Annotated in this window: 19 protein-coding genes; 7 read left to right on the top strand and 12 right to left on the bottom strand. The window is 42.2% G+C overall.

Annotated features, from left to right (window positions below; translation table 11 throughout):
- Positions 1–2 precede the first annotated feature (2 nt).
- The gene (gene pepN / locus A7P55_RS11550) at positions 3–2609 is read right to left on the bottom strand and encodes an aminopeptidase N (protein WP_171552187.1); all 2607 of its coding nucleotides are present in this window, start codon (positions 2607–2609) and stop codon (positions 3–5) included.
- Positions 2610–3042: 433 nt separating this feature from the next.
- On the opposite strand from pepN, the gene A7P55_RS11545 reads away from it, so the two are divergent.
- Positions 3043–3300: a hypothetical protein gene (locus A7P55_RS11545; RefSeq protein WP_004652954.1), complete on the top strand. Its 258-nt coding sequence runs from the start codon at positions 3043–3045 to the stop codon at positions 3298–3300.
- 58 nt (positions 3301–3358) lie between these two features.
- Here A7P55_RS11545 and A7P55_RS11540 read toward each other — a convergent pair whose 3' ends face one another.
- From A7P55_RS11540 to A7P55_RS11530, 3 genes are all read right to left on the bottom strand, one after another.
- The gene (locus A7P55_RS11540) at positions 3359–3832 is read right to left on the bottom strand and encodes a DUF2147 domain-containing protein (protein WP_171552186.1); all 474 of its coding nucleotides are present in this window, start codon (positions 3830–3832) and stop codon (positions 3359–3361) included.
- A gap of 215 nt (positions 3833–4047) precedes the next feature.
- Positions 4048–4524, bottom strand: a complete 477-nt coding sequence (locus A7P55_RS11535) for a DUF2147 domain-containing protein (protein WP_004808019.1) — start codon at positions 4522–4524, stop codon at positions 4048–4050.
- A gap of 143 nt (positions 4525–4667) precedes the next feature.
- On the bottom strand, positions 4668–5141 hold the full coding sequence (locus A7P55_RS11530; RefSeq protein WP_171552185.1) for a DUF2147 domain-containing protein: 474 nt from the start codon (positions 5139–5141) through the stop codon (positions 4668–4670).
- Positions 5142–5370: 229 nt separating this feature from the next.
- On the opposite strand from A7P55_RS11530, the gene A7P55_RS11525 reads away from it, so the two are divergent.
- Both A7P55_RS11525 and thiM read left to right on the top strand, forming a co-directional pair.
- Positions 5371–6531, top strand: a complete 1161-nt coding sequence (locus A7P55_RS11525; RefSeq protein WP_171552184.1) for a hypothetical protein — start codon at positions 5371–5373, stop codon at positions 6529–6531.
- 24 nt (positions 6532–6555) lie between these two features.
- Positions 6556–7371 carry a hydroxyethylthiazole kinase gene (thiM, locus tag A7P55_RS11520; protein ID WP_171552183.1) on the top strand — a complete coding sequence of 272 codons (816 nt, stop codon included), beginning with the start codon at positions 6556–6558 and terminating at the stop codon, positions 7369–7371.
- Between the two features lie 112 nt (positions 7372–7483).
- Here thiM and A7P55_RS11515 read toward each other — a convergent pair whose 3' ends face one another.
- The 3 genes from A7P55_RS11515 to A7P55_RS11505 are packed head-to-tail and all read right to left on the bottom strand — an operon-like array spanning position 7484 to position 9831.
- Positions 7484–8659: a cyanate transporter gene (locus A7P55_RS11515; protein ID WP_171552182.1), complete on the bottom strand. Its 1176-nt coding sequence runs from the start codon at positions 8657–8659 to the stop codon at positions 7484–7486.
- 19 nt (positions 8660–8678) lie between these two features.
- Positions 8679–9140 (bottom strand): nucleoside deaminase, encoded by a 462-nt coding sequence (locus A7P55_RS11510; protein ID WP_171552181.1) that lies wholly within the window; start codon positions 9138–9140, stop codon positions 8679–8681.
- Between the two features lie 4 nt (positions 9141–9144).
- Positions 9145–9831 carry an ankyrin repeat domain-containing protein gene (locus tag A7P55_RS11505; protein WP_171552180.1) on the bottom strand — a complete coding sequence of 229 codons (687 nt, stop codon included), beginning with the start codon at positions 9829–9831 and terminating at the stop codon, positions 9145–9147.
- 167 nt (positions 9832–9998) lie between these two features.
- On the opposite strand from A7P55_RS11505, the gene A7P55_RS11500 reads away from it, so the two are divergent.
- The 3 genes from A7P55_RS11500 to A7P55_RS11490 all read left to right on the top strand — a co-directional run bounded on the left by A7P55_RS11500 (position 9999) and on the right by A7P55_RS11490 (position 12821).
- Positions 9999–10856 (top strand): LysR family transcriptional regulator, encoded by an 858-nt coding sequence (locus tag A7P55_RS11500; protein ID WP_065342847.1) that lies wholly within the window; start codon positions 9999–10001, stop codon positions 10854–10856.
- Positions 10857–11038: 182 nt separating this feature from the next.
- Positions 11039–11902 (top strand): alpha/beta hydrolase, encoded by an 864-nt coding sequence (locus A7P55_RS11495; RefSeq protein WP_171552179.1) that lies wholly within the window; start codon positions 11039–11041, stop codon positions 11900–11902.
- The gene (locus tag A7P55_RS11490) at positions 11892–12821 is read left to right on the top strand and encodes a metal-dependent hydrolase (protein WP_171552178.1); all 930 of its coding nucleotides are present in this window, start codon (positions 11892–11894) and stop codon (positions 12819–12821) included. Before A7P55_RS11495 ends, A7P55_RS11490 begins: the two co-directional genes overlap by 11 nt.
- Before the next feature lie 99 nt (positions 12822–12920).
- Here the strand turns inward: A7P55_RS11490 and A7P55_RS11485 are convergent, their stop codons facing one another.
- Positions 12921–14402 (bottom strand): NAD(P)/FAD-dependent oxidoreductase, encoded by a 1482-nt coding sequence (locus A7P55_RS11485; RefSeq protein ID WP_171552177.1) that lies wholly within the window; start codon positions 14400–14402, stop codon positions 12921–12923.
- Between the two features lie 349 nt (positions 14403–14751).
- On the opposite strand from A7P55_RS11485, the gene A7P55_RS11480 reads away from it, so the two are divergent.
- Entirely contained in the window at positions 14752–15747 is a 996-nt protein-coding gene (locus tag A7P55_RS11480; RefSeq protein ID WP_171552176.1) for an AraC family transcriptional regulator, read from the top strand.
- 72 nt (positions 15748–15819) lie between these two features.
- Here A7P55_RS11480 and A7P55_RS11475 read toward each other — a convergent pair whose 3' ends face one another.
- From A7P55_RS11475 to A7P55_RS11460, 4 genes are all read right to left on the bottom strand, one after another.
- A complete protein-coding gene (locus A7P55_RS11475) occupies positions 15820–17013 on the bottom strand; it encodes a hypothetical protein (protein ID WP_171552175.1) in 1194 nt (397 codons plus the stop codon).
- A gap of 142 nt (positions 17014–17155) precedes the next feature.
- On the bottom strand, positions 17156–18796 hold the full coding sequence (locus A7P55_RS11470; protein WP_171552174.1) for a thiamine pyrophosphate-binding protein: 1641 nt from the start codon (positions 18794–18796) through the stop codon (positions 17156–17158).
- A 38-nt stretch (positions 18797–18834) separates the two neighbouring features.
- Positions 18835–20301, bottom strand: a complete 1467-nt coding sequence (locus A7P55_RS11465; RefSeq protein ID WP_171552173.1) for an aldehyde dehydrogenase — start codon at positions 20299–20301, stop codon at positions 18835–18837.
- 11 nt (positions 20302–20312) lie between these two features.
- Positions 20313–21104 carry an aspartate dehydrogenase gene (locus A7P55_RS11460; protein WP_171552172.1) on the bottom strand — a complete coding sequence of 264 codons (792 nt, stop codon included), beginning with the start codon at positions 21102–21104 and terminating at the stop codon, positions 20313–20315.
- Positions 21105–21106: the final 2 nt, after the last annotated feature.

The following is a 21106-nucleotide window of genomic DNA, read 5'->3' as shown; positions in this document are numbered from 1 at the left end:
AATTAAATACTAAGTAGACTGTTCAATGTTTCTGCTACATTTTTCGATTTTACTTTAGGTTGCAATGCTTTAAGGGCTTGTTGTACCTGACTACGTTGTGGTTCAGCCAAAGTGTACCAACGTGATAGCACTTGTAATAAACGCGAACCTAAGATTGGGTTTTTCTCATCCAGATAAGCGGCAAGCTCAATGAAATGATCGACACCAAAGCTCCACGTATTGACTGGATTTGCCGCCAAACCGCCACTTACGGCACGGATACGGTTCGGTGTTCCCAAATCATAATCGGCGTGCTTGGTCAGATATTCAATGGTTTCTGCTGTTGCACACGGGTTCGATGCTTGAATACTAAACCATTGATCTAAAGATAAAGCTTCATCTTTAAAACGTTTATAGAAATCTGCAAGTGCCGCTTGTGCTTGGGGCGCGTCATTCCAGACCAAAACACGTAATGCACCTAAACGCTCAGACATATTGCCCGTTTGTTGGTATTGTGCATAAGCCAACTCAAATACAGATTCATCGCCTTGACGCGCCAACATATTCAGAGTGATATTTTTTAATGAACGTACGCCCATCGCCAAAGAAAACTCTTTTTGCTGGTCTGGATCTAAGGCCAAATAAGTCTCTTTCCAGAATGAACCTAAATCACGTGCTAAACGATCCAGCACCGCTTCACGCTTTTCACGAATCAGTTCAGGCTCATAGTCTTGATCAATACGACTGCCTAAATAGTTTTCACTTGGTACATCAAATAAACGCGATGCCAATAACGGATCTTTATTCACTAAGTCTGGCAAGGTATTTTTAATTGCCTGAATATAGGTATCCACCTTATGGTCTTCTAAAAGAATACGTTCCAATAAGGTTTGTGTCGCTTGCCATTGGTTAAAGCCATTGGTTTCGTGCTGAATCAAGAAGGCAAGATCATCATTAGAATAATCAAAGACTAAATTCACAGGTGCCGAGAAATTACGTAATAACGAAGCTACAGGTTGCTCAGTCACTCCTGTAAATTCAATTGTTACTTCATCTTGATCAAATAAATACACGCCATCTTTGACCTCATTCACAAACAGATCAGTGCTGTGCAAGGTATATTGTTCACCTGTATTGGCATTAAATAATGCCAGAGCCACCGGAATAGGTACTGCTTTGAGATTTGGATATTTTGGATGTGCTTTCAAGCTTTGTTTGAAGCTTAAACGATACGTCTGTGCAGCAGCATCATATTCACCTTTAGCTTCTAACTTTGGTGTACCGGGTTGGTTATACCACGTGAGGAAGTTAGATAGATCAACACCTGAACCTGCGCTCAATGCCGCAACCCAATCTTCAACTGTAACCGCTTGCCCATCATGACGCAGGAAATATTCATCTGTGCCTTTACGGTATTTTTCTTTACCTAATAGAGTTGCCATCATGCGGTTGATTTCAGCACCCTTCTCATACACTGTCGCGGTATAGAAGTTGTTGATTTCAACAAAATGGTCTGGACGAGGCGGATGCGATAAGGGGCCAGCATCTTCTGGGAATTGATGCGATTTCAATACCGCTACATCATCAATCCGTTGTACGGCTGCTGATTGTAAATCCTCAGAGAAAGACTGGTCACGGAAAACCGTTAAACCTTCTTTTAAACACAATTGGAACCAGTCACGACAGGTAATTCGGTTGCCTGTCCAGTTATGAAAATATTCATGTGCAATGACTGACTGAACTCGCATAATCGCAGCATCAGTGGTGTATTCTTCATCAGCAAGTACACAAGACGTATTAAAGATATTTAAACCTTTATTTTCCATCGCACCCATGTTGAACTGACTGACGGCGACAATCATATAGTTATCGAGATCATACGGGCGACCATAGTGTTCTTCGTCCCAACGCATTGAGTGCTTTAGAGCCTCCATCGCGATATGACATTTCGGAATATCTTTTTCGATTGCATAAATTTCTAGCGCAACATCACGACCTTCCGACGTAGTGTAACGATCTTTCAATACCGCCAAATCACCAATCACACAAGCAAATAAATAGCTTGGCTTTTTGGTTGGGTCTTGCCAGATTGCAAAGTGACGGCCATTACCTGCATCACCTGTTTCCAATAAGTTCCCGTTTGCGAGCAATACTGGATATTTCTTATCTGCTTCTACACGCGTGGTAAATTCAGCCAATACATCAGGACGGTCAGGATAGAAGGTAATTTTACGGAAACCTTCAGGCTCATTCTGAGTCACGAATAAATCACCCGCCTGATATAAACCTTCAAGCTGCGTGTTCGATTCTGGATGAATGATCACTTGAATTTGCAAAATGACCTGATCTGGTGCATCTGTGATCACCAATTGCTCATCATCTAAATCATATTGCGCTGCACTCAGGATTTGCCCATTCAGTTGAATCGACTTCAATTCAAGATCACGCCCCAAAAGCACCAAAGCACCAGTCGTTTGACGTTTCATCACTAAGGTTGAGTCAACAATCGTATGATCATCATAGACTTGAATATCTAAGTTAATTGATTCGACCAAAAAAGATGGCTTTTGATAATCTTTGAGGTAAATGGTTTGATCTGCTTGTACGGGAGGTTGTGCCGCAATATTCATCAGTATTCCTTATCTTTCATCATGTCGTTTAGATGGTCTTGTTGGCAAGACTTCTTGATTAAAGTCATTCGGTTGCACAAATCATGCCTTGTTTCGCCTAAATTCTTGTGACAAATCACTTTTGTCATAAGCATCGGTGAGACTCTATCAGATCATACGCCAACTTATAAAACCTGTCTTTACGGCTCGGTATCAGTTTTAATAATTTTATTGGGTTTACTCTTCAGGTTTTCAAATCTGATCTGCAAATTACCCGATCATTTAGACAAAATTACAACATCGTTTTCCAATCTTAAATAAAAACTACAGAACCAATTGCGTTCTATCGCTCAACTTACATTTTTTTCCTGAGTTTTACATTTTGTGCACGGTTATTGCTTAACCTAATATGCCAATCTAGGTCAATACAATAAAACAAGTGAGGGTTATGACGATGGAATTAAAAGCACATCTATATCGTTTAGAAAATATCAAAGCAATCCATGATCTGGCTAAAGCTGGCGTGGATCATCATGTAATCTCCGTTTTTTTAACAGCAGAGGGAATTGAACTGACAACCTTAGAAGTGACCAACATTGTGAATACGTATGATGCGCTTGGTAAAGAGAAATTACCGAGTAAAAAAGTCCAGGCACTTATTGCAGCCAAAAAAATCGGTCAGGAGGACGAAAACTTACCATGCCCTGTTTAATCACTTACTTTAACCATAAAAAAACCTCGAAGCCAATTCGAGGTTTTTTTATTTTCGATTATGGTGTTGCGTTATCGGTACGTAACCAAACGACAGTACGACCGAGGGCTGAAACGCCCATATAACCACGCATACGTAAACGTTTTCCTTCTCCAGTCACGACACCCTTGCCCTTATAGACACGACCAGAAGTCGGCTCGAGGACACGACCATCAATATATGAATCAGGTTTGTTTGGATCTTCTCTAAAGCCCGATAAAATTTCCAGCCCAAGAATCGGTTTATTGGTATTTGGCGCTGCACATTTAGTGCAGTTCGTCAGCGCAATGCCATGTGAGTTTGAATAACGATAGACAATCTTCCCATGATAACGGCCGTCATTTCCCTTACGGATTTCTACGATTGAGAGTTGTTCACCAGTACGTTCTTCGATACTTTTCCAGTAGCCTTCAATCGATGCAGCGAAAGTCGTTGCGCTTGCACAAGCGATAGTCAGCCCCATGATTCCGTTCATGAGCATACGATTTAGCATATTAACCCCGTCTTAAAAAAGTAACCTATTCATCTTTATAGGTTTAATGCACGGAAATTATCACACTTTTATCCAAGTTACACTGTACGCTAGCGTTCATTTGTATAAGAAGTAGCTGATCTAGCTGCTTCATTTCAGTGCGTCTTATACATTCTTTAGCTCAAATAAAAAAGCCCAAACGAGTCGTTTAGGCTTTCTAAAAAAACAACTATTATTTAAGGATTGGCACTATCGGTACGAATCCAGACTTGGGTACGCCCCAAGGCCGAAATTCCCATATAACCACGCATACGCAGACGTTTTCCATCCGAACTCAGTTGTGCTTTTCCTTTATAGATATTACCTGTTTTAGGCTCTAGTACTCGACCATCAATATATTGATTTGGATTCTTCGGGTCTTCTTTCAATCCCCACGCAATTTGTAGTCCTTGAATCGGTTTATTTTTAAAAGGTTCAGGACATTTCACGCAATTGGTCAGTACCGTCCCGCCACCTAAAACGGGATAACGATATACGATAGTCCCAGTGTAAGTATTATCTGGTTTTTTCTTAATTTCTACGATTGACAGTTGCTCGCCTGTACGATCATCGATACTTTTCCAAAATCCTTCAGGAGTTGAAGCAAAGCTCGTTGTGGTGAATACAACCAAAGAGATGCCCATGATTCCTTTCATGAGTGAGTTTTTTTGCATAATTCGCTCCGTAATGCAAAATTGATCCGTCTATCACTTCATTTTTATGCGAATGTACAGAAACAGTCAACACAACCAAAGCATATTTAATTGCTTAAAATCAAACAAAATTTTAAGCAATTCACATAATTAAAAATAAATGATTAGGGATTGGCACTGTCCTTGCGAATCCACACCACAGTACGGCCTAAAGCTGAGATTCCGACATAACCACGCATATGCAAACGCTTTCCATCGGCCGTTAAACGTGCTTTACCTTTATAAACTTTGCCGGTTTTACTTTCGACAATCCGCCCATTGATAAAGTTATCTGGTTTTTTCGGGTCCTCAATCAGTCCTGTTAACACTTCTAAGCCTAATCGCGGCTTCCCTGTATATGGCGGCGGGCAATTCACACAATGTGTGACCACGACACCTTGTGCATTGGGATAAATATAAACAATTTTGCCACGATAAGTATTGTCAGGGGCTTTTCTTATTTCAATGATGGTCAGTTGTTCTCCGGTTCGATCATCAATACTTCTCCAATACCCTTCGATTGAGTCTGCATATGTGAAAATACTGCCCAAACACATCATTACGCCAACAACAGTTTGTATCCAAATCCGATTATTCATGTTTTCCCCTTTGCTTTTACTTTGCTCAATTCATATTGAGTTATGATTCTAATTGGCGCAGAAATTTACCATAATTTAAAAAAAGCAAAGTTGTAGGATTATCTTTTATATAAAATTCAGTCAATTAAGTCTCATTTTAGTCTTAAATTTTATCTGTATATAATCTTTGCATCACTCCTTGGATTCAGCATGTATAATTCTCTATTTAAAGGTTATAGGCTTAATATCAATGGATTTACAGATTCTACAAAAACAGTTAGATGAAAGTAGCCATTGCCCTCTATGCCAAGCCTCTATGTTTTGGGTTGAAGCAGAGCAATACAACCAAGAATTTCAATTTCACGAATGCAGCCACTGCCAGCATCGTGTCTTTAAAAGTGATAGCAAGCTGAATTGTCACTGTGCTCAATGTACGGCTCTACGGAAAAAACAGACCCAACAAACAATTTTGCAAGAACAACGCAAATATAAAATCAAAGACGAAGTGATTTATAGCCTGAATCAACTTAGTTTTTTACATAAATTATTCTTATTGAGCCTTTTAGATAGCTATGCACGTGAGGATGTACAGCATGATGAACTGATTCATTGGCAGAATATTAAATATCGCGAATTTACCCCCAATTACTTATTTCAGAACCATTTAGTTCAAGAATTAATTAAATTAGGCGTGTTTAAGCCAAAAGATACGAGCTTAGAAACTGAGCATTTCTATCTCAACATCCGACTAGATGGTTATTCCGACCCGAGCTTATTTAGTGTAACTCAGCAATTACGCCACTGGTTCTATGAAAACCTGAGTCAAGGGATTCCATTTAAAAATACCGATGAAGTCAAAGATGCGCTGTACCTTGTACTCTATCAAGAAATTGTGCAGTTTATGCAGTTCTATTGTCGGACTTGGGGCATTCAAATTGCAGGTAATCGACCATTTCAAGCCTTTTGCTACCGCTTGATGGAAGGCTTAGCTGTAGGACAGATTTTTTACCTGATCCAAACCGCTTTAGAATATTTACATAAACAAAATGCGTTGCAACCCAGAAATGATAAATTTATCAACACCAGTTTGCTCAAAAAGACTTTGGAACAATATCGTGAACGTGCTTTGACCGAGCGTTGGGAAACCACGACGTTGCCAAGGCCTTATATGATTCCATTTAGTAAAATGAGTGAAGTCCTGCTGTTTAAATTTTTGGGTTACGACGAGAGTATATTTATTCAGCCTGTCTGGAAGTCTTGGCGAAAAATCGAACCTCGCTTAAGTTTTTACTCGGTTAAACGTTGTATGTATTGCGGCTCAAATGACTTGATCGTGGATTATGATGCGACAGATTATGTGTCATTGATTTGTCGCCGATGTAAGCATCAAGACCATTATTTCACTCGTTAATAAAGACTTTATTCTGGATATCTCATGTCACATAAACAACAATTGATTGATCAGGTCATCGAGGCTTGGCATGCCTTACAACAACAAACACCTTTAGTGCAATGTATGACCAATAGCGTTGCCAATAATTATGTGGCGAATATCTTGCTTGCAGCAGGTGCCTCACCTGCCATGATTGATAATCCATTTGAAGCTGAAGATTTCACCAAAATTAGTGCTGCCTTAAGTATCAATATCGGGACACCGACCACAGAACAAACCCAAGCGATGTTGATTTCGGCTCAAACAGCCCAACAACATCAGGTGCCTTGGGTACTTGACCCAGTTGGTTATGGGGCAGTGTTAAAGTGGCGCAGTGAAACGGTCAATCAACTGTTAAGGTTCCAACCGAGTATTATCCGTGGTAATGCCTCTGAGATCAGTTCTTTAGCTGGCAGCCAAACCCAGTCTAAAGGTGTAGATAGTACTTTAAATAGCCATGATGTTTATGCGCAGGCGAAAAGCCTATTGCAACATGCTGAATGTATTGCGATTTCAGGTGAATCAGACTTTATTATCTCGAAACAGCTCGATGCAGTAATTCAAGTCAATGGTGGCTGTTATTTACAACCTAAAATTACCGCAACAGGTTGTGCCCTAGGTGCATTAACCGCAGCCTATCATGCGGTCAGTAGCCCAAGTATTGCTGCACTCGCTTCACATGTTCATTTTGCCATTGCAGGTAAATTGGCCTATGACCATGCACAAACGGTGGGCAGTTTTAATGTAGCGTTTTTGGATTATGTGCATATGTTGGATGACAATTTAATTCAGCAATATGTCGATATTGAATTGCTTTAAGTCATTTTATACAGTCAAAATTCTCCACTTATGTTTAATAAAAAACACATCAAAAGATGTGTTTTTTATTATCAAGCTCAATTACAGCAATATGCTGACTTGCTTTGCTCATCTAAAAATCGATCGCTTTCTCATAATGTTGTGGATTAAGCCGAATCATCAATCCTGCAACAATCACCACCATACATAAATGCCAGATCCATCCTGCAGTATAAGTCCCTGTCATGTCATGTAATACCGCAACCCACCAAGGTGCGATAGCAGCCAGTAGGAATCCACCACCTTGCATCAAGGCTGAAAGTTGTCCCGCATGTGCAGGATCAGGTAAATGGTCAAGCACCACAATCATCAACAAAGCAAAGCATCCCCCTAAACCCGCTCCTACGGTGATTGCCCAGAGATAAGGCAAAGCATCTGCCCAAAAAGCCAAACCTGAAAAGCCAATCAGTTGCAAGATTAACGTTAATCCCACCCAGATTCGACGATCTCGCTGTTTTCGGGATAAATACGGTAACAGCAATGCGGCCCCTGCTTGACTCAGTGTCAACACAGCCATCAGATTGCCACTGGCCGTTGCGGCCCAACCGTGTGCTTGAAAAGCAGGTGCAAGCCAAGCCACAATCGAGCTATAGCCGCCATTGATTAAACCAAAACAGCAAATCAGCAACCATGTTCTTGGCTGCTTGAACAACCGCATCACCGAAGGCATTTTTTTATGCTGCTGTGCGGTCTGAGTCAAAACACACCTTGCAAAGATCAACGCCAGCAATGCAGGCAATACAAAAACAGCCAGCCCGATTTTCCAGTCACCACTGCTATTTGTCACCACGGGTGCAAGCAATGCCCCAAGCGCTCCACCGCCCATTAACGTGGCTGAATAAAGCCCCATCATCGGACTCAGATGTTCATGGAACTCTCTTTTAATCAGACTTGGGAAAGCTGCTTGGATCATAGCGACGCCAAAACCTATTACGGCAGCGGTGAAGATCAAAGCCCAGCCATGTACAGTAAAAAAGCGTAAACCGCAGCCCGCGCAAATCATCAGCAATGCGCCAACAATCGCGCGACGTTCACCAAACAGGTTTTGCAGAACTGGACCAACGAAGGCGATTAGTCCCATCAATAACATCGGTACCAGAGTTAATAGAGCAATGCCTTGCAGACTCAAACCAGTAGTCGCACGAATCTGATTGGCAACCGGCCCGACACTAGTCATAAATGGCCGAAGATTTAATCCAACCAAAGCAACGGTGAAGATCAACAATGATCGATGCTTGATCGCACTCATGGTTTTAACCGTATATCAATCATGAGATAGACTTCCAATAGCCATACAAATTTGGCTTGGCTTCAATTCTTACAGGAACATAGCGAATCATCATAGACTGCTCTGCAAAGGGTTTTGCTAAATCCGCATAAATTGCTGCTGTCGATAAGCCATATGCCTCAGCATCATCATTGGAGTGTGCATAAATCACACGATTAATTCCCGCCATGTGCATGGCTGCCAAACACATGGGGCAAGGCTGCCCACTAGCAAATACAGCACAGCCTTCTAAATTAGCTGTTCCTAATTGTTGGCTTGCCGCGCGTATGGCCAAGAGTTCTGCGTGTGCTGTTGGATCATTGCTTTTCAGTATTTCATTTACACCTGACGCAATCACTTGGCCATCTTTCACCAAGACTGCACCAAATGGCCGCCCACCTTGCTTGCAATTTTGATACGCCAGTTCAATTGCCTGACGCAGAAAATCATGATCCTGCTGCATTTTTTTAATGCTCCAATAACGTTGCTTTTGCGCCTGCACGCAATAAAGCTTTTTCGATAGTGGTATAACCACGTGCATGGGCATGCTCAAGCGGCGTAATTCCATCGCCATCAGCAATATTGACATTCGCCCCTGCTGCGATGAGTAAATCAACAATCTGCTGATAGGGTTGACTACCATTACCTAAAATGATCGCCTCTAATAAAGCGGTCCAGCCCAAGTTATTGATGTGATCGACATCAACACCTGCCTCAATCAGTGTCCGTACGGTATCGACATGACCTCGTTCAGCCGCAGGAATCAAGGCTGTGCCACCATAGCGGTTGGTACTTTTCAAATCAGCACCATGCTGTAAGGTCAGCTTTAATATTTTTAAATAGCCACGTGCCCCTGCATAAAGATAAGGGCTGTCCTGAATTTGATCTTTGGCATTGACATCCGCACCTGCATTAATCAAGGCTTGTGCGGCATCGAGATTATTGGCACGTGTTGCAAGCATTAAAGCGGTCGAACCTGACGCATCACGTGCATCAATCTGAATATTTTTAGCGAGCAATTGTTGGATTTGTGCCACATCATTGCGCGCAGCCGCATTATGTAAGGCGTCGTCTGGCATAGCATCTCCTGAAGTTGCGTGGCTACATGCGGTCAAAGCCAGCGCACATACAACCGACAGAAATGATTTGTGCATAAAGCCCTCCATAAATCAGCCCAAATTAGTGAATCAAAAATAAGATCTATGCTTAGGATAATCAGCTTTATTACTATTTAAAAATTAAATTATTTAATCCAATGTATTAAGATTATGAATACAAAGTTCAATCTCATTTCAAACTTCGGTTTTCTGAGTATTTCGATATGTTTGATCCACGTTTACTCCGCGCCTTTGTCAGTATCTTTGACGCAGGCAGCTTTACCTTAGCTGCCGAGCGCTTGCATATGACCCAATCCACAATCAGCCAACAACTCGCTAGATTGGAAGAGTCTGTGGGTAAGAGCTTGATTGACCGTAATTCGCGCCCCTTACAACTGACCAATTCAGGTGAATATCTGATTAGCTATGCACGGCGGATTTTGGCCTTGCAACACGAAGCACTAACCGTTTTGGGTGATCCTTCAGGTACGATTCCCATTCGTATTGGTTTGCCAGAAGATATTATGAATACAGATATGGCTTTGGCTTTAAGTGCTTTTAGCAAACAACACCGTACGGTACGGCTAGATGTGACCGCTGGACTCAGCCGTGATTTGATGGAACGTTATCGCAATGCACAACTTGATATTGTGATCGTTAAAGAAACAGCGGCCAGTTCAGACCATCATGCCAGTTTCCCCGAAGAAATGGCTTGGTTTGAAAGTATCGATCATGGCGGGGATTGGTCTGATCCCTTACCCTTGGTGACCTTCCCTCAAGGTGGGCTCTATCGTGATGAAATGTTTGAACGGATTGAGCGCGAGCGCCTACATGGCTATATCGCCTTTACCAGCAACAGTTTAGCCAGCGTATTGGTCGGGGTTGAAACAGGTCTCGGTTTATCACTATTACCCGTCGCCACCACCACAGGTCATCGGGTACGGGAATATTTACCTTTGGGTAAGGCGCAAGCCATGACCGTTTCCATCTATGCTTGGGATAAAGAAGGACTGGTCGCAATTCTATTGCAGCAGATGACCACGGTGCTGCAACATCGCTTTGAACAAAGCAAAGCCGAATGATTAAACAGAAATACCCGCTCAATCTTGCAATCAACCGTCTTTAAGTGCCAAGTCATATGCTGCATGCGCCAAAAATATATGCCATGGCACAACAAGTTAAATTCCATCCTCTACTGTCAAGACTATGCCTATAGCGCTGATTACTATCAATTGAAATAGACATCTTTGATAAGTAGGTCAGCATGGCAAAACAGACAGAAAAACGATACAGCCAGTATTGTCGTAATAACCTGATTTTTAATGTGATTGATTCGGGTCCAATCGATGGAAAACCGGTTATTCTTTTACATGGTTTTCCTGAAACCGCACACAGTTGGCAAGCCACCAGTACCATTCTCAATCAGCAGAACTTTCGTACCTTTGCCATTGAACAACGTGGCTACAGCTTAGCAGCCTCTCCCAAGGGTCGTTTTCAGTATGCAATTGCGGAACTGGTTACTGATGTCAAAACTTTCATCGATTTGTTAGGGCAACCCGTCTATGTGATAGGTCATGATTGGGGTTCAATTGTAGCCTGTGAATTGGCCCAACAATATCCCAATCTAGTCAAACATTTGACCTTGGTTTCAGTACCACATACAGGTGCGTTTTTAAAATCCATGCTCAGCAGTACGCAAATTTTCACCTCCTACTATATTGGCTTTTTTCAACTCCCTTTTATACCTGAACTGCTGTTTAAAAGAGCCAAATCACTGAGCCAGTTATTGCTGAAAAATTCAGGGATGAATACTGAACAAATCAGAGATTTTCAGCAGCATTTCATTCAAGAAAACCGGATCGGTACAGCCATTAACTGGTATCGCAGCATGCCTTTGGCGCCTATTGGCTCCAGCTTTAAAAAGGTAAAAGTCCCCACCCTATTTATTTGGGGCAATAAAGATATTGCGGTTGGCAAAAAAAGTGCGCAGCTGAATAAACAGTTTTTTACGGGTCAATATCAAGAAATCTATCTAGATGCCACGCATTGGATTCCAGCCCAGAATGCCGAGCAACTCAGCCATTATTTTATCAATGCCGTGAATGAGGGAGAACACCATGCATCCTAAACAACGACTGGAAAATCACTATCTTGAGCAACGCCGTGTGCAATTCGATTTTAGCCATACGCCCGAGCATTGGATCTATGACAATCCTTTTGCCACTCATTTAATTAATGCAGTTCATTTAATTTTACCTGTGGGTGAACTTTGGATGTGCCGTTCTTTTAATGAAGCCTTGCCTTACGTCAAAGATGAAAAGCTACGTGCCGATGTAAAAGGTTTTGTCCATCAAGAAGCGCACCATGCCTCCGCTCATAAAGTCGCTCAAGACTATTTGCGCCACTATGATTATGAGATTGATGAATTTCTTCTCTCTCTAGACAGCATGTTTAAACAAATCAATACAGCACCATTTGGTTTAGCCCTTTCCAAAAATCTAGAATATCGTTGGCTAACCATTCGTGTGGGTATTGCTGCTGCGGTTGAACACTTCACCACCATGTTAGGCACGTGGTGTCTCGATGACCAACCATGGCAAAATAAAACTGCTGATGAAATGATGGCGGATTTAATGATTTGGCATCTGGCTGAAGAAGTTGAACACCGCAGTGTGGCGTTCGATCTATATATGCATTTATGCGGCGAAAATAACAAAGCCTTTGCCTATCTGCAACGCCAAACGATTATGTTGGCTATTGCTCCTCTATTCACCTTTGCCATTTATCATTGCTTTAAGAAACTGGCGCAACAAGACCAACGTGCAGATCCTTATAAAAACTACGGACTGATTCGGGCGTTAAGGCACACAGCGATTGAAAACGCCCGTAGCAAACAAGTACCCAGTTTTTTCGCGATGATTTCTAGCTTAAGACATTGGGTTAAACCCAACTATCACCCATTTTATGAAGGTGATACTAACAAAGCCTTACAGGTGTTAAACCACTCTCCTGCCGTTAAAGCCTTAACCAAACTTCGTGCCTGCTAATATCTGACACTTTCCTCTTTTAGGCACATGATGTGCCTTTTTTTATTTTAGAGAAAGACAGACATAAAAAAGCCTTATTTATATAAGGCTTTTTAAGTTTTAGCGATGGAAGCGATAACTATAGCTGTCGAATTCTGTCATATCTTTTTTCATGTACTGCATCGTCCACGGATAATTCGCAACATTCACTTGCTGAGCATCTAAATAATAACTGGCACAGCCACCTTGATTAAATACAGTTCCATTCAACTTATTTTGCAGTTTTTGATTATATTGATCATCAGCAAAAGTAGAGATTTCAAAACTACTTAATTGATTATCCAAGACAAATCGAATTGCTTTAAGTGCATAGTCAATTTGATTTTCAGCTGCAGTAATTAATGAATTATAACTAATACTATTGGGTCCAAGTAACATAAATGCATTCGGTAAATCTTTCACAACACAGCCCTTGTAGGCTTGTACCGTATTTTTTTGCCACACCTCATCTAACAAAATTCCCTTTTTAGTCACAATCCGTTTGGCAATTGGTGGTTTTGCCACTTCAAACCCTGTTCCCCAAACGATGATATCGACTTGAACTTCTTGACCATCAACCAAAATTCCATTCGGTGTAATTTCCTTTACTCCTTGATTGATCAGCTCCACATTTTGGGCTGCCAGTGCTGGATAGTAGGTATTTGAAAATAAAATCCGTTTGCAGCCCAATGTAAATGTAGGCGTCACTTTGTTACGCAATACAGGATCCTGAATCTGATAATGCATCCAATGAATCAAACCTTTGCCTAATACGTCTAAAGTCTTTGGTTGATTGACACTTGAACTAAACATATCCATCGAAATATGGGTCAATTTGCGAATGGAGTTCAGGGTAAACGGTATTTTTTGCTGTAGATTTTTAGAGGTGTTATTCATCACCATATTCGGCTTCGGAATTACCCACGGTGCGGTTCGCTGAAAAACATAGAGCTGCTTCACGATCGGCTGAATCGCAGGAATAATTTGAATTGCAGATGCACCTGTACCAATCACGGCAACACGTTTGTTGCTCAGGTCAACTGAATGATCCCACTGTGCAGAATGAAAAATATGTCCTTGAAAACGATCTAAGCCAATGACATCAGGTGTGGTCGGTTCACTTAAAGGACCTGTGGCAAAAAAAATAAATTTCGCCTTATATCTTCCATGACTGGTTTCAATCAGCCAAGCCTGCTGTTCCTGTGACCAAGCAGCCTGATGCAGCTCTGTATTGAATAGAATATGCTGATCCATTTTAAAACGTCTTGCGACATCTTTAATATATTGCTGTATCTCTTTCTGCTTTGCGAAAACATGACTCCAATTGGGATTAGGTGCAAATGAATAGGAGTAAATAGAAGATGGTACATCGCACTCACAACCTGGATAGGTATTCTCTCGCCAAACACCACCGACCTCATGTGATTTTTCAATAATAATAAAATTATTGATTTTTTCTTGCTGAAGTTTAACTCCTGCTGCAATCCCTGAAAATCCAGCACCAATAATCACAACATCCAGTGAATAATCATCCACAACTGTATCTCGATCTAAATCTGACATTTCCCACTCCAAACTGATAAAACCTTGTCAGTAGAATCTCTCAATCCTTTTTTAATGAATTGAAAAACATATCTGTGGAAAATAATAAGATTCAGCACTAAAGGCTTGACCTTGAATGCCACCGTGAAATAACCAAAGTCAAATGAATGAACTACGCTTAAATCATGTCTTATTTTATTGATTATTAATGAGAGATTTTGAGATCAAAGCTCATGATTCTGTCCCTTGATGATACAAAAACTTTGAAATGGATCAGCTAAGATAAAGAGGTAAATCAACAACGTTATCGCTACGATGATTTATCTATAATTGGGTTAAAGGATTTGACTTCAAAACTAGTAGAGTAATTATGACTGAAATTCCAAGTATTCCATCGGTGCTGTTAGAACTCATCGACAAGTATCTTCAGCAACAAAATATTTCGAATCATCAGCTCAATGAACTTGTGCAGCAGTATGCCAATCAGCCAAGAATGCCATTACACAAATGGTGGAATCTGCTCGAAGAAATCTACCAGCAACATCCAACACCTGTTTTGGGTCATTATATTGGTGAACTATCGGAACCTCACCATATTCATATTTTAGGTTACTTGGCCTTATCCAGCCCTAATCTACTCAGCTTTTTGAATTGTTTTAAGAATTTCCAACCCCTTTTGCAAAACTCTGCTTCATTTTCGATTGTGCAGAAAGAAGATCGTTTTTGTATGTGTTGGACGCCCGTGGTACATAAAAATTCTCAGCTTTCCAATGAAGTGCTGCTTTCAGGCGTGTTGAGTACCATCCGAAAGATTTTACATCGACCAAATATTCAACCATTAAAGATTGAGTTCTCGGCTGTTGCGCCTGCGGATACCACACCCTATCCACAGGCCTATGGCTGCCCCGTCAGTTTTGATGCTGATGTTTTAAAATTATGGCTACCACTCGAAATTCTTTATCTTCCTGTTCCAAGTCATGATCCGCATCTTAAAAAACTTTTGGATCAACAGGCAGAGGCATTACTCAAGAGCATTCCAAATCCTGATACTTTCTTAAAAGATTTACAGCGACTGATTGTGAATATGCTCAAGATTGGTGAACCCTCGGCGGAGCATATTGCCAAGCAGATGAATCTGTCGTTAAGAAGCTTTTATCGTAAGCTGAGCGGTTATAACCTGCAGTATAGTGATCTCGTAAAAAGCATTCGTTTAGAATTAGCGAAAAGCTATTTGGTCAAATCCGAATTGTCACTCACTGAAATTGCACTGTTACTCGGCTATGCCGAACAAAGTGCCTTTAGCCGTGCCTTTAAACACTGGGAAAATCAGACGCCGTCAGAATATCGCAAAAGTCATCTCAACTAAAAGCCGCTTAAAAGCAAAAAGAGCGAATCATCAACATGACTCACTCCTTTTAGAAAAATACTGACTGGAAATTTAAAAACTAAATCCAATATTTAAATTGATGCGGTATAACCATTGATCGCTATATGGAGAAACCGCTGAGGTGAACCCCGTTGCATTAGATGCCCCACCAATAATATTGGCATTTTTACCCCAAGTATAATCAGCCCAAAGCATAAATGGTGAAGCAATAAACATCATCCCTGTGGTATTCATTTGTGAATCTGACCAATCATCACGTTTCTTGTCCATATAACTATAGTCATTATAAAAACGGATTGCTTTGAGTTTGCCCATATCCTGTACAGGTAAGGTATAAGCCAAGTTTAAGCTAGCCACTGTTGCTTCTGAAGCAATGAAATAGGCAGGGGTAAAACCATTATTGCCCATCAAGGTGATGTCTTTATTGACCCCATCAGGATTTTTGGCATCATATTGATAATGAATCACAGAGCTTTGTAAATTAAAGCGTTTGTAATTATTATCGGTGTGCAAACCGATCGCATAATACTGACCATTTTTATCAGTCGTTTTATTATGCAATTGCGCGATTGCCCCTGATACACCAAATTCTTGCTTACCAAACTCGGTTTCTAACTTACGTACAATACGGGTGTTAAATTGATGGCGTTTTTCATTTTGATAGGCTTGCTGAGTGGGAAATGCATTGTCCGTTAGGTCATCATAGGTGGCACTTTCAGGCGAGTAACGTAGGCTGGTCTCCAACATTTGCGGATAATAGCCGAGTTTCACATCCCAATCCTTGTTGTGAAAATTCCAGTTCAAACCTGGTGCAATGTTATTGCCATAGCCCAAGAAAAATGGAATATGATAAGTCCAGCCATTTTGCGGATAAGGATAAATGGTGAATGGCTTATAGACAAAACCAGCTTCTATACTATTATTTTCATTGAGATTATAGCCAACATAAGCTTTCTCAATCGAACGTTTCTCTTGATCTTGAAATAAATAACTGGCATTAAAATAGGCATCGTCAAATTTGCCTTTCAGATCGACCCTGAAAATATCAAAATAAAGTTTACCAAAACCACCATTAGGTCCCTCCCAATTTTCATAGCGTTGGTTCAAACGCACCACGCCACCCAATTTTACCGAATCCGTTCCATCTTCACTTTTCCATTCGAGGGCTGAGCTTTGCGCAAAAGCATGGGATGTCATACCCAAATACAGTGCAGCAAGCATCGCGACCATTGATGTCTTTTTCATATCTACTTCCCTTCATCCCAACGATCCTGTTGGTCTTGTTTTTGTTTTACCTGTAAAACATAGTTTTTATTGTTTTATGGGCAAAAAAAATTGCCCATAAAACGGTCTTCACATCAGTACGGACTGCCAATGCTCAGCGGGATTAATACAATTTTTTCTGTGGTGGGCCGGCAAAGTTCAATGGCCCAATTGAATGCATGTCTAGCTCAATCACACTTGGCCCTTGGAATGCAACGGCTTCCTGAATCACGGTCTTGAATTCCTCAGCGCTGCCCACTTTCCAGCTCTTCACACCCATGGCTTCGCCTAGAACTTTATAATCTGGGGTATGCAATTCATTGAAATACTGGCGACCACCGAAGTAATTCTTCTGGATACCACGCATCACACCATAACCACCATCATTCATGATCATCAGCACCATGTTGGTATTTTCTTGCGCCATGGTTGCAATTTCGCCGATGCCTAGCATCAAACCGCCATCACCGACCAAACCAATCACTTTCTTGTCAGGATTAGCAATCGACGCGCCAATTGCCGTTGCTAGACCCAAACCAATCGCACCTGCTAAAGAGTGAATATTTTGATTCGGTGCCTGTACTGGGAATAAACGACTGCCCCAGGTACTGCCTGACATAGTAATATCGCGTACAAAAATACCGTCTTGCGGTAATGCGGCACGTAAATGATCACAGATCAAGGCATATTGATCCAATTGAGTACGTAGCGCATCAATCGCAGCCTGTTTTGCTTTCACCACCGCTGCATCATATTCCGCATCAACTTTGGATACGCCTTGCAAGCCTTTCAATACACGTTGTAATACATCTTTGGCATCGCCACAGATGAAGTTACGAACTTTGTAATTACGCTGTTGTGCCACAGGATTGGCATCAATCTGAATAATATTGTCAGGGAACTGCACGGAATAGGTTTTGGTTTCATTACTGCGTAAACGTGACCCTACCACCACCAATAGATCAGCCTCTTTAAGCAACTGCTCAACCCCAGCCGAGTTATGGAATGCACCTAGACTACGTGGATGATCATCGGCCAATACGCCACGCGCATGTGTTGATGACACCACAGGAATGCCGAGATCAGCGATGGCTTTAACTTCCGCAACACTGTTCAGCGTCCCACCACCGATCCAGAACACGGGGCGTTTGGCTTTTTTCAGTTCCTCAACGATTAAGTCGACTTCGATCTGTTCAGCTTGTGGCAATTCAAGGGCTTTTACTGGCCCTAAGTTCAACGGTAAATCGATTTCTGCTGCTTGCACATCAATCGGTAACTCAACACTCACTGGCCCCATTGGTACTGTCGTTGCTACACGAATCGCTTCACGAATCACACCCACCGCATTGTCAGGGCTGGTAATACGAAATGCAGCTTTGCTCGATGCACGTAAGAAGGTCAGCTGATCTTTGGTTTCATGAATAAAGCTGGCATCACGATCCAAATATTCACGCTCAACTTGCCCTGTTAAATGCAATACAGGACTGCCTGCATTCATCGCTTCAATCAGTGAACCGACTGCATTGCCTGCACCCGCACCCGTACTGGTGAGCGCTACACCGAGTCCTTTAAAACGCGAGTGACCATCTGCCATCGTGACCGCACCGGCTTCACCGCGTGCCGCTACAAAACGGATTTTTTCACGGCGACCGACTGCATCGGCAATCGGTAAGTTATGGATCGAAATCACCCCATAGATACTGTCTACTTGGTGTGCTTCTAAAACACGGGCGATGGCTTCGCCGACATTTACACGTTCTGTCATTGCTATATTCCTCAAAAACTGTTCATTCCATGAATGTATTAATTCGCCCAAGGATTTGGCTGCTCGCTTAATCCCATATAGATGCTTTTTTGTTGCATGTAAGACAAAATGCCTAAACGACCTTTTTCACGCCCAATCCCACTTTCTTTAAAGCCGCCAAATGGCGCAGAAATCGAGAATTTCTTATAGGTATTGATCCAGACCGTACCGACTTCTAATGCACGCGCAATTTGCCATGCCTTGCGATAGTTTTCAGTCCAGATGCCTGCGGCAAGACCAAAACAACTGTCATTGGCTTGTGCAAGCAAATCTTGTTCATCGTCATATTTCATCACCACCAGCACAGGGCCAAAAATCTCTTCCTGACAGGTTTGTGCTGAATTACTTAAACCTGTGATGATGGTTGGCAAGTAATAACTACCTTTGGCCAACTCACCTTCGGTTAAGGCATGACCACCAACTAGGACTTGCCCACCTTCTTGTTTCGCGAGCTGTACATAGTCATCGACAGAAGCCAAATGTTTCGGATTAATCAAAGAGCCGAGATGTACACCTGCGGTTTCAGGATGCCCAACGCGTAAGCCTTTGGTGATTTCAACCAGACGACTGAGAAATTGATCATAGATGCTGCTGTGTACAAACAAACGTGAACCGGCAATACAGGCTTGTCCTGCTGAACTGAAAATACCGTAAGCCACACCTTTGGCTGCTAGTTCAATATCTGCATCTGGCAATACAATCGTTGGAGACTTTCCACCAAGCTCCAAAGATGTTGTGATCAGTTTATCGGCTGCTAAATGTGCCAAATGACGACCCGTGGTGGTTCCCCCCGTAAATGAAATCTTACGCACCAAAGGATGCTTTACGATTGCATCACCAATCACCGAACCGCGTCCAACCAATACACTGAGCAAACCTTTCGGTAAACCTGCTTCTTCAAAAATTTTGGCGAGTTCCAATGCAATCAAAGAAGTCACTTCCGCAGGTTTTAGAATCACGGCATTACCACCTGCAAGCGCAGGTGCTAATTTTTGCACTTCACTGGCAATTGGTGAGTTCCACGGTGTAATTGCAGCGACTACACCTACAGGTTCATGCACACTCATAGTCATAAAGTCTGCGGCACGTTGCGTGGTCAACTCGTCATTCAAGGTTTCGCAGGCTGCTGCTACATAACGCGCTGTTGCCGCAGCACTTAGGGTCAAGGCACGGGTTTCAGCCAAGGGCTTACCATTATCACGGGTTTGCAGCTTTGAAAGTTCATCCACACGCGCTTCAATGATATCAGCCACTTTATATAAAATACGGGCCCGTTCATGCGGCATGCTGTTACGCCACTCGGCCTTACGCCAAGCGGCATCAGCCTTTTCAATCGCTTCATTAACATCTTCCAGACTCGCCGTTGAAATTTCCGCATTCACCGATTGATCTGCTGGAAATACACTTTGAATCATCCCGCCTTTACCTAATCGCCATTCACCAGCGATATAAATTTCCTTGATCATGATCAAATCCTTTAAATCTGAATTGCTTCAACACTATTGCGGCAAGCGCGAATCACACTCAATGCAGCCAAGGTTGAAGTCTTTGGATTACTTGCCAACGGCACACCCACCAGTTCAATGGTCATTTCACCGAATACACCTTCTGCCACAATGGTGTGCTTGTTTTTGTTGATATTTGGATCAACCGTCAGTTCCACCATGGTGTCATCCATACCCAGTCCTGCCAGTGCAATTGTGGCTGCCACATTGGCATTGGCTGGAAACTTCAAGGCTGCTTCTCTGGCTGTACCACGGAAAAAAACCGTTGCTTCATTAACGTGTTCTAAATCAACCAATTGCTCGGCATAACTACCACGCCAGCTTTTCGGACTCTTACAGCCCTTATAGGTGACCTTTTCTAAGCCACCTTCTTTGGCTGCGGAGATGCCATCAATCCCGGCAATGGCACCCGCTAAAAGGTGCAGATGTGCATCATGTTGTTCAGCAGTGGTTTTCAGTTGAATTAAAAATTCGTTATCGGCCAAAGTGCCCACTGAGATCAGGCCAATGGTCCAGCCTTTTTCCAAGACTTTTTGTGCATGTTCTTTCACCGCAGCCTGACCTGCCACTTCAATCACGTAGTCAGGTGTACCCTGACATTCATCGATTGAAGAAATCACCTGTACATCAGCAGCAACCTGCGCCTGTACTTTTTCGACACTGCGAGCAGGCACCACAATCCATTTAAGTTGCAGGTCTTGGGGCATGTGGGCGTACACTTCTGCCGCCATCGCGCCAAAACCAATCATCATCAACTGTTTCATGT

The organism is Acinetobacter sp. Ac_5812 (genome assembly GCF_013072695.1).
Taxonomy (GTDB): Bacteria; Pseudomonadota; Gammaproteobacteria; order Pseudomonadales; family Moraxellaceae; genus Acinetobacter.
This window is presented reverse-complemented; position numbering and strand designations above follow the sequence as displayed.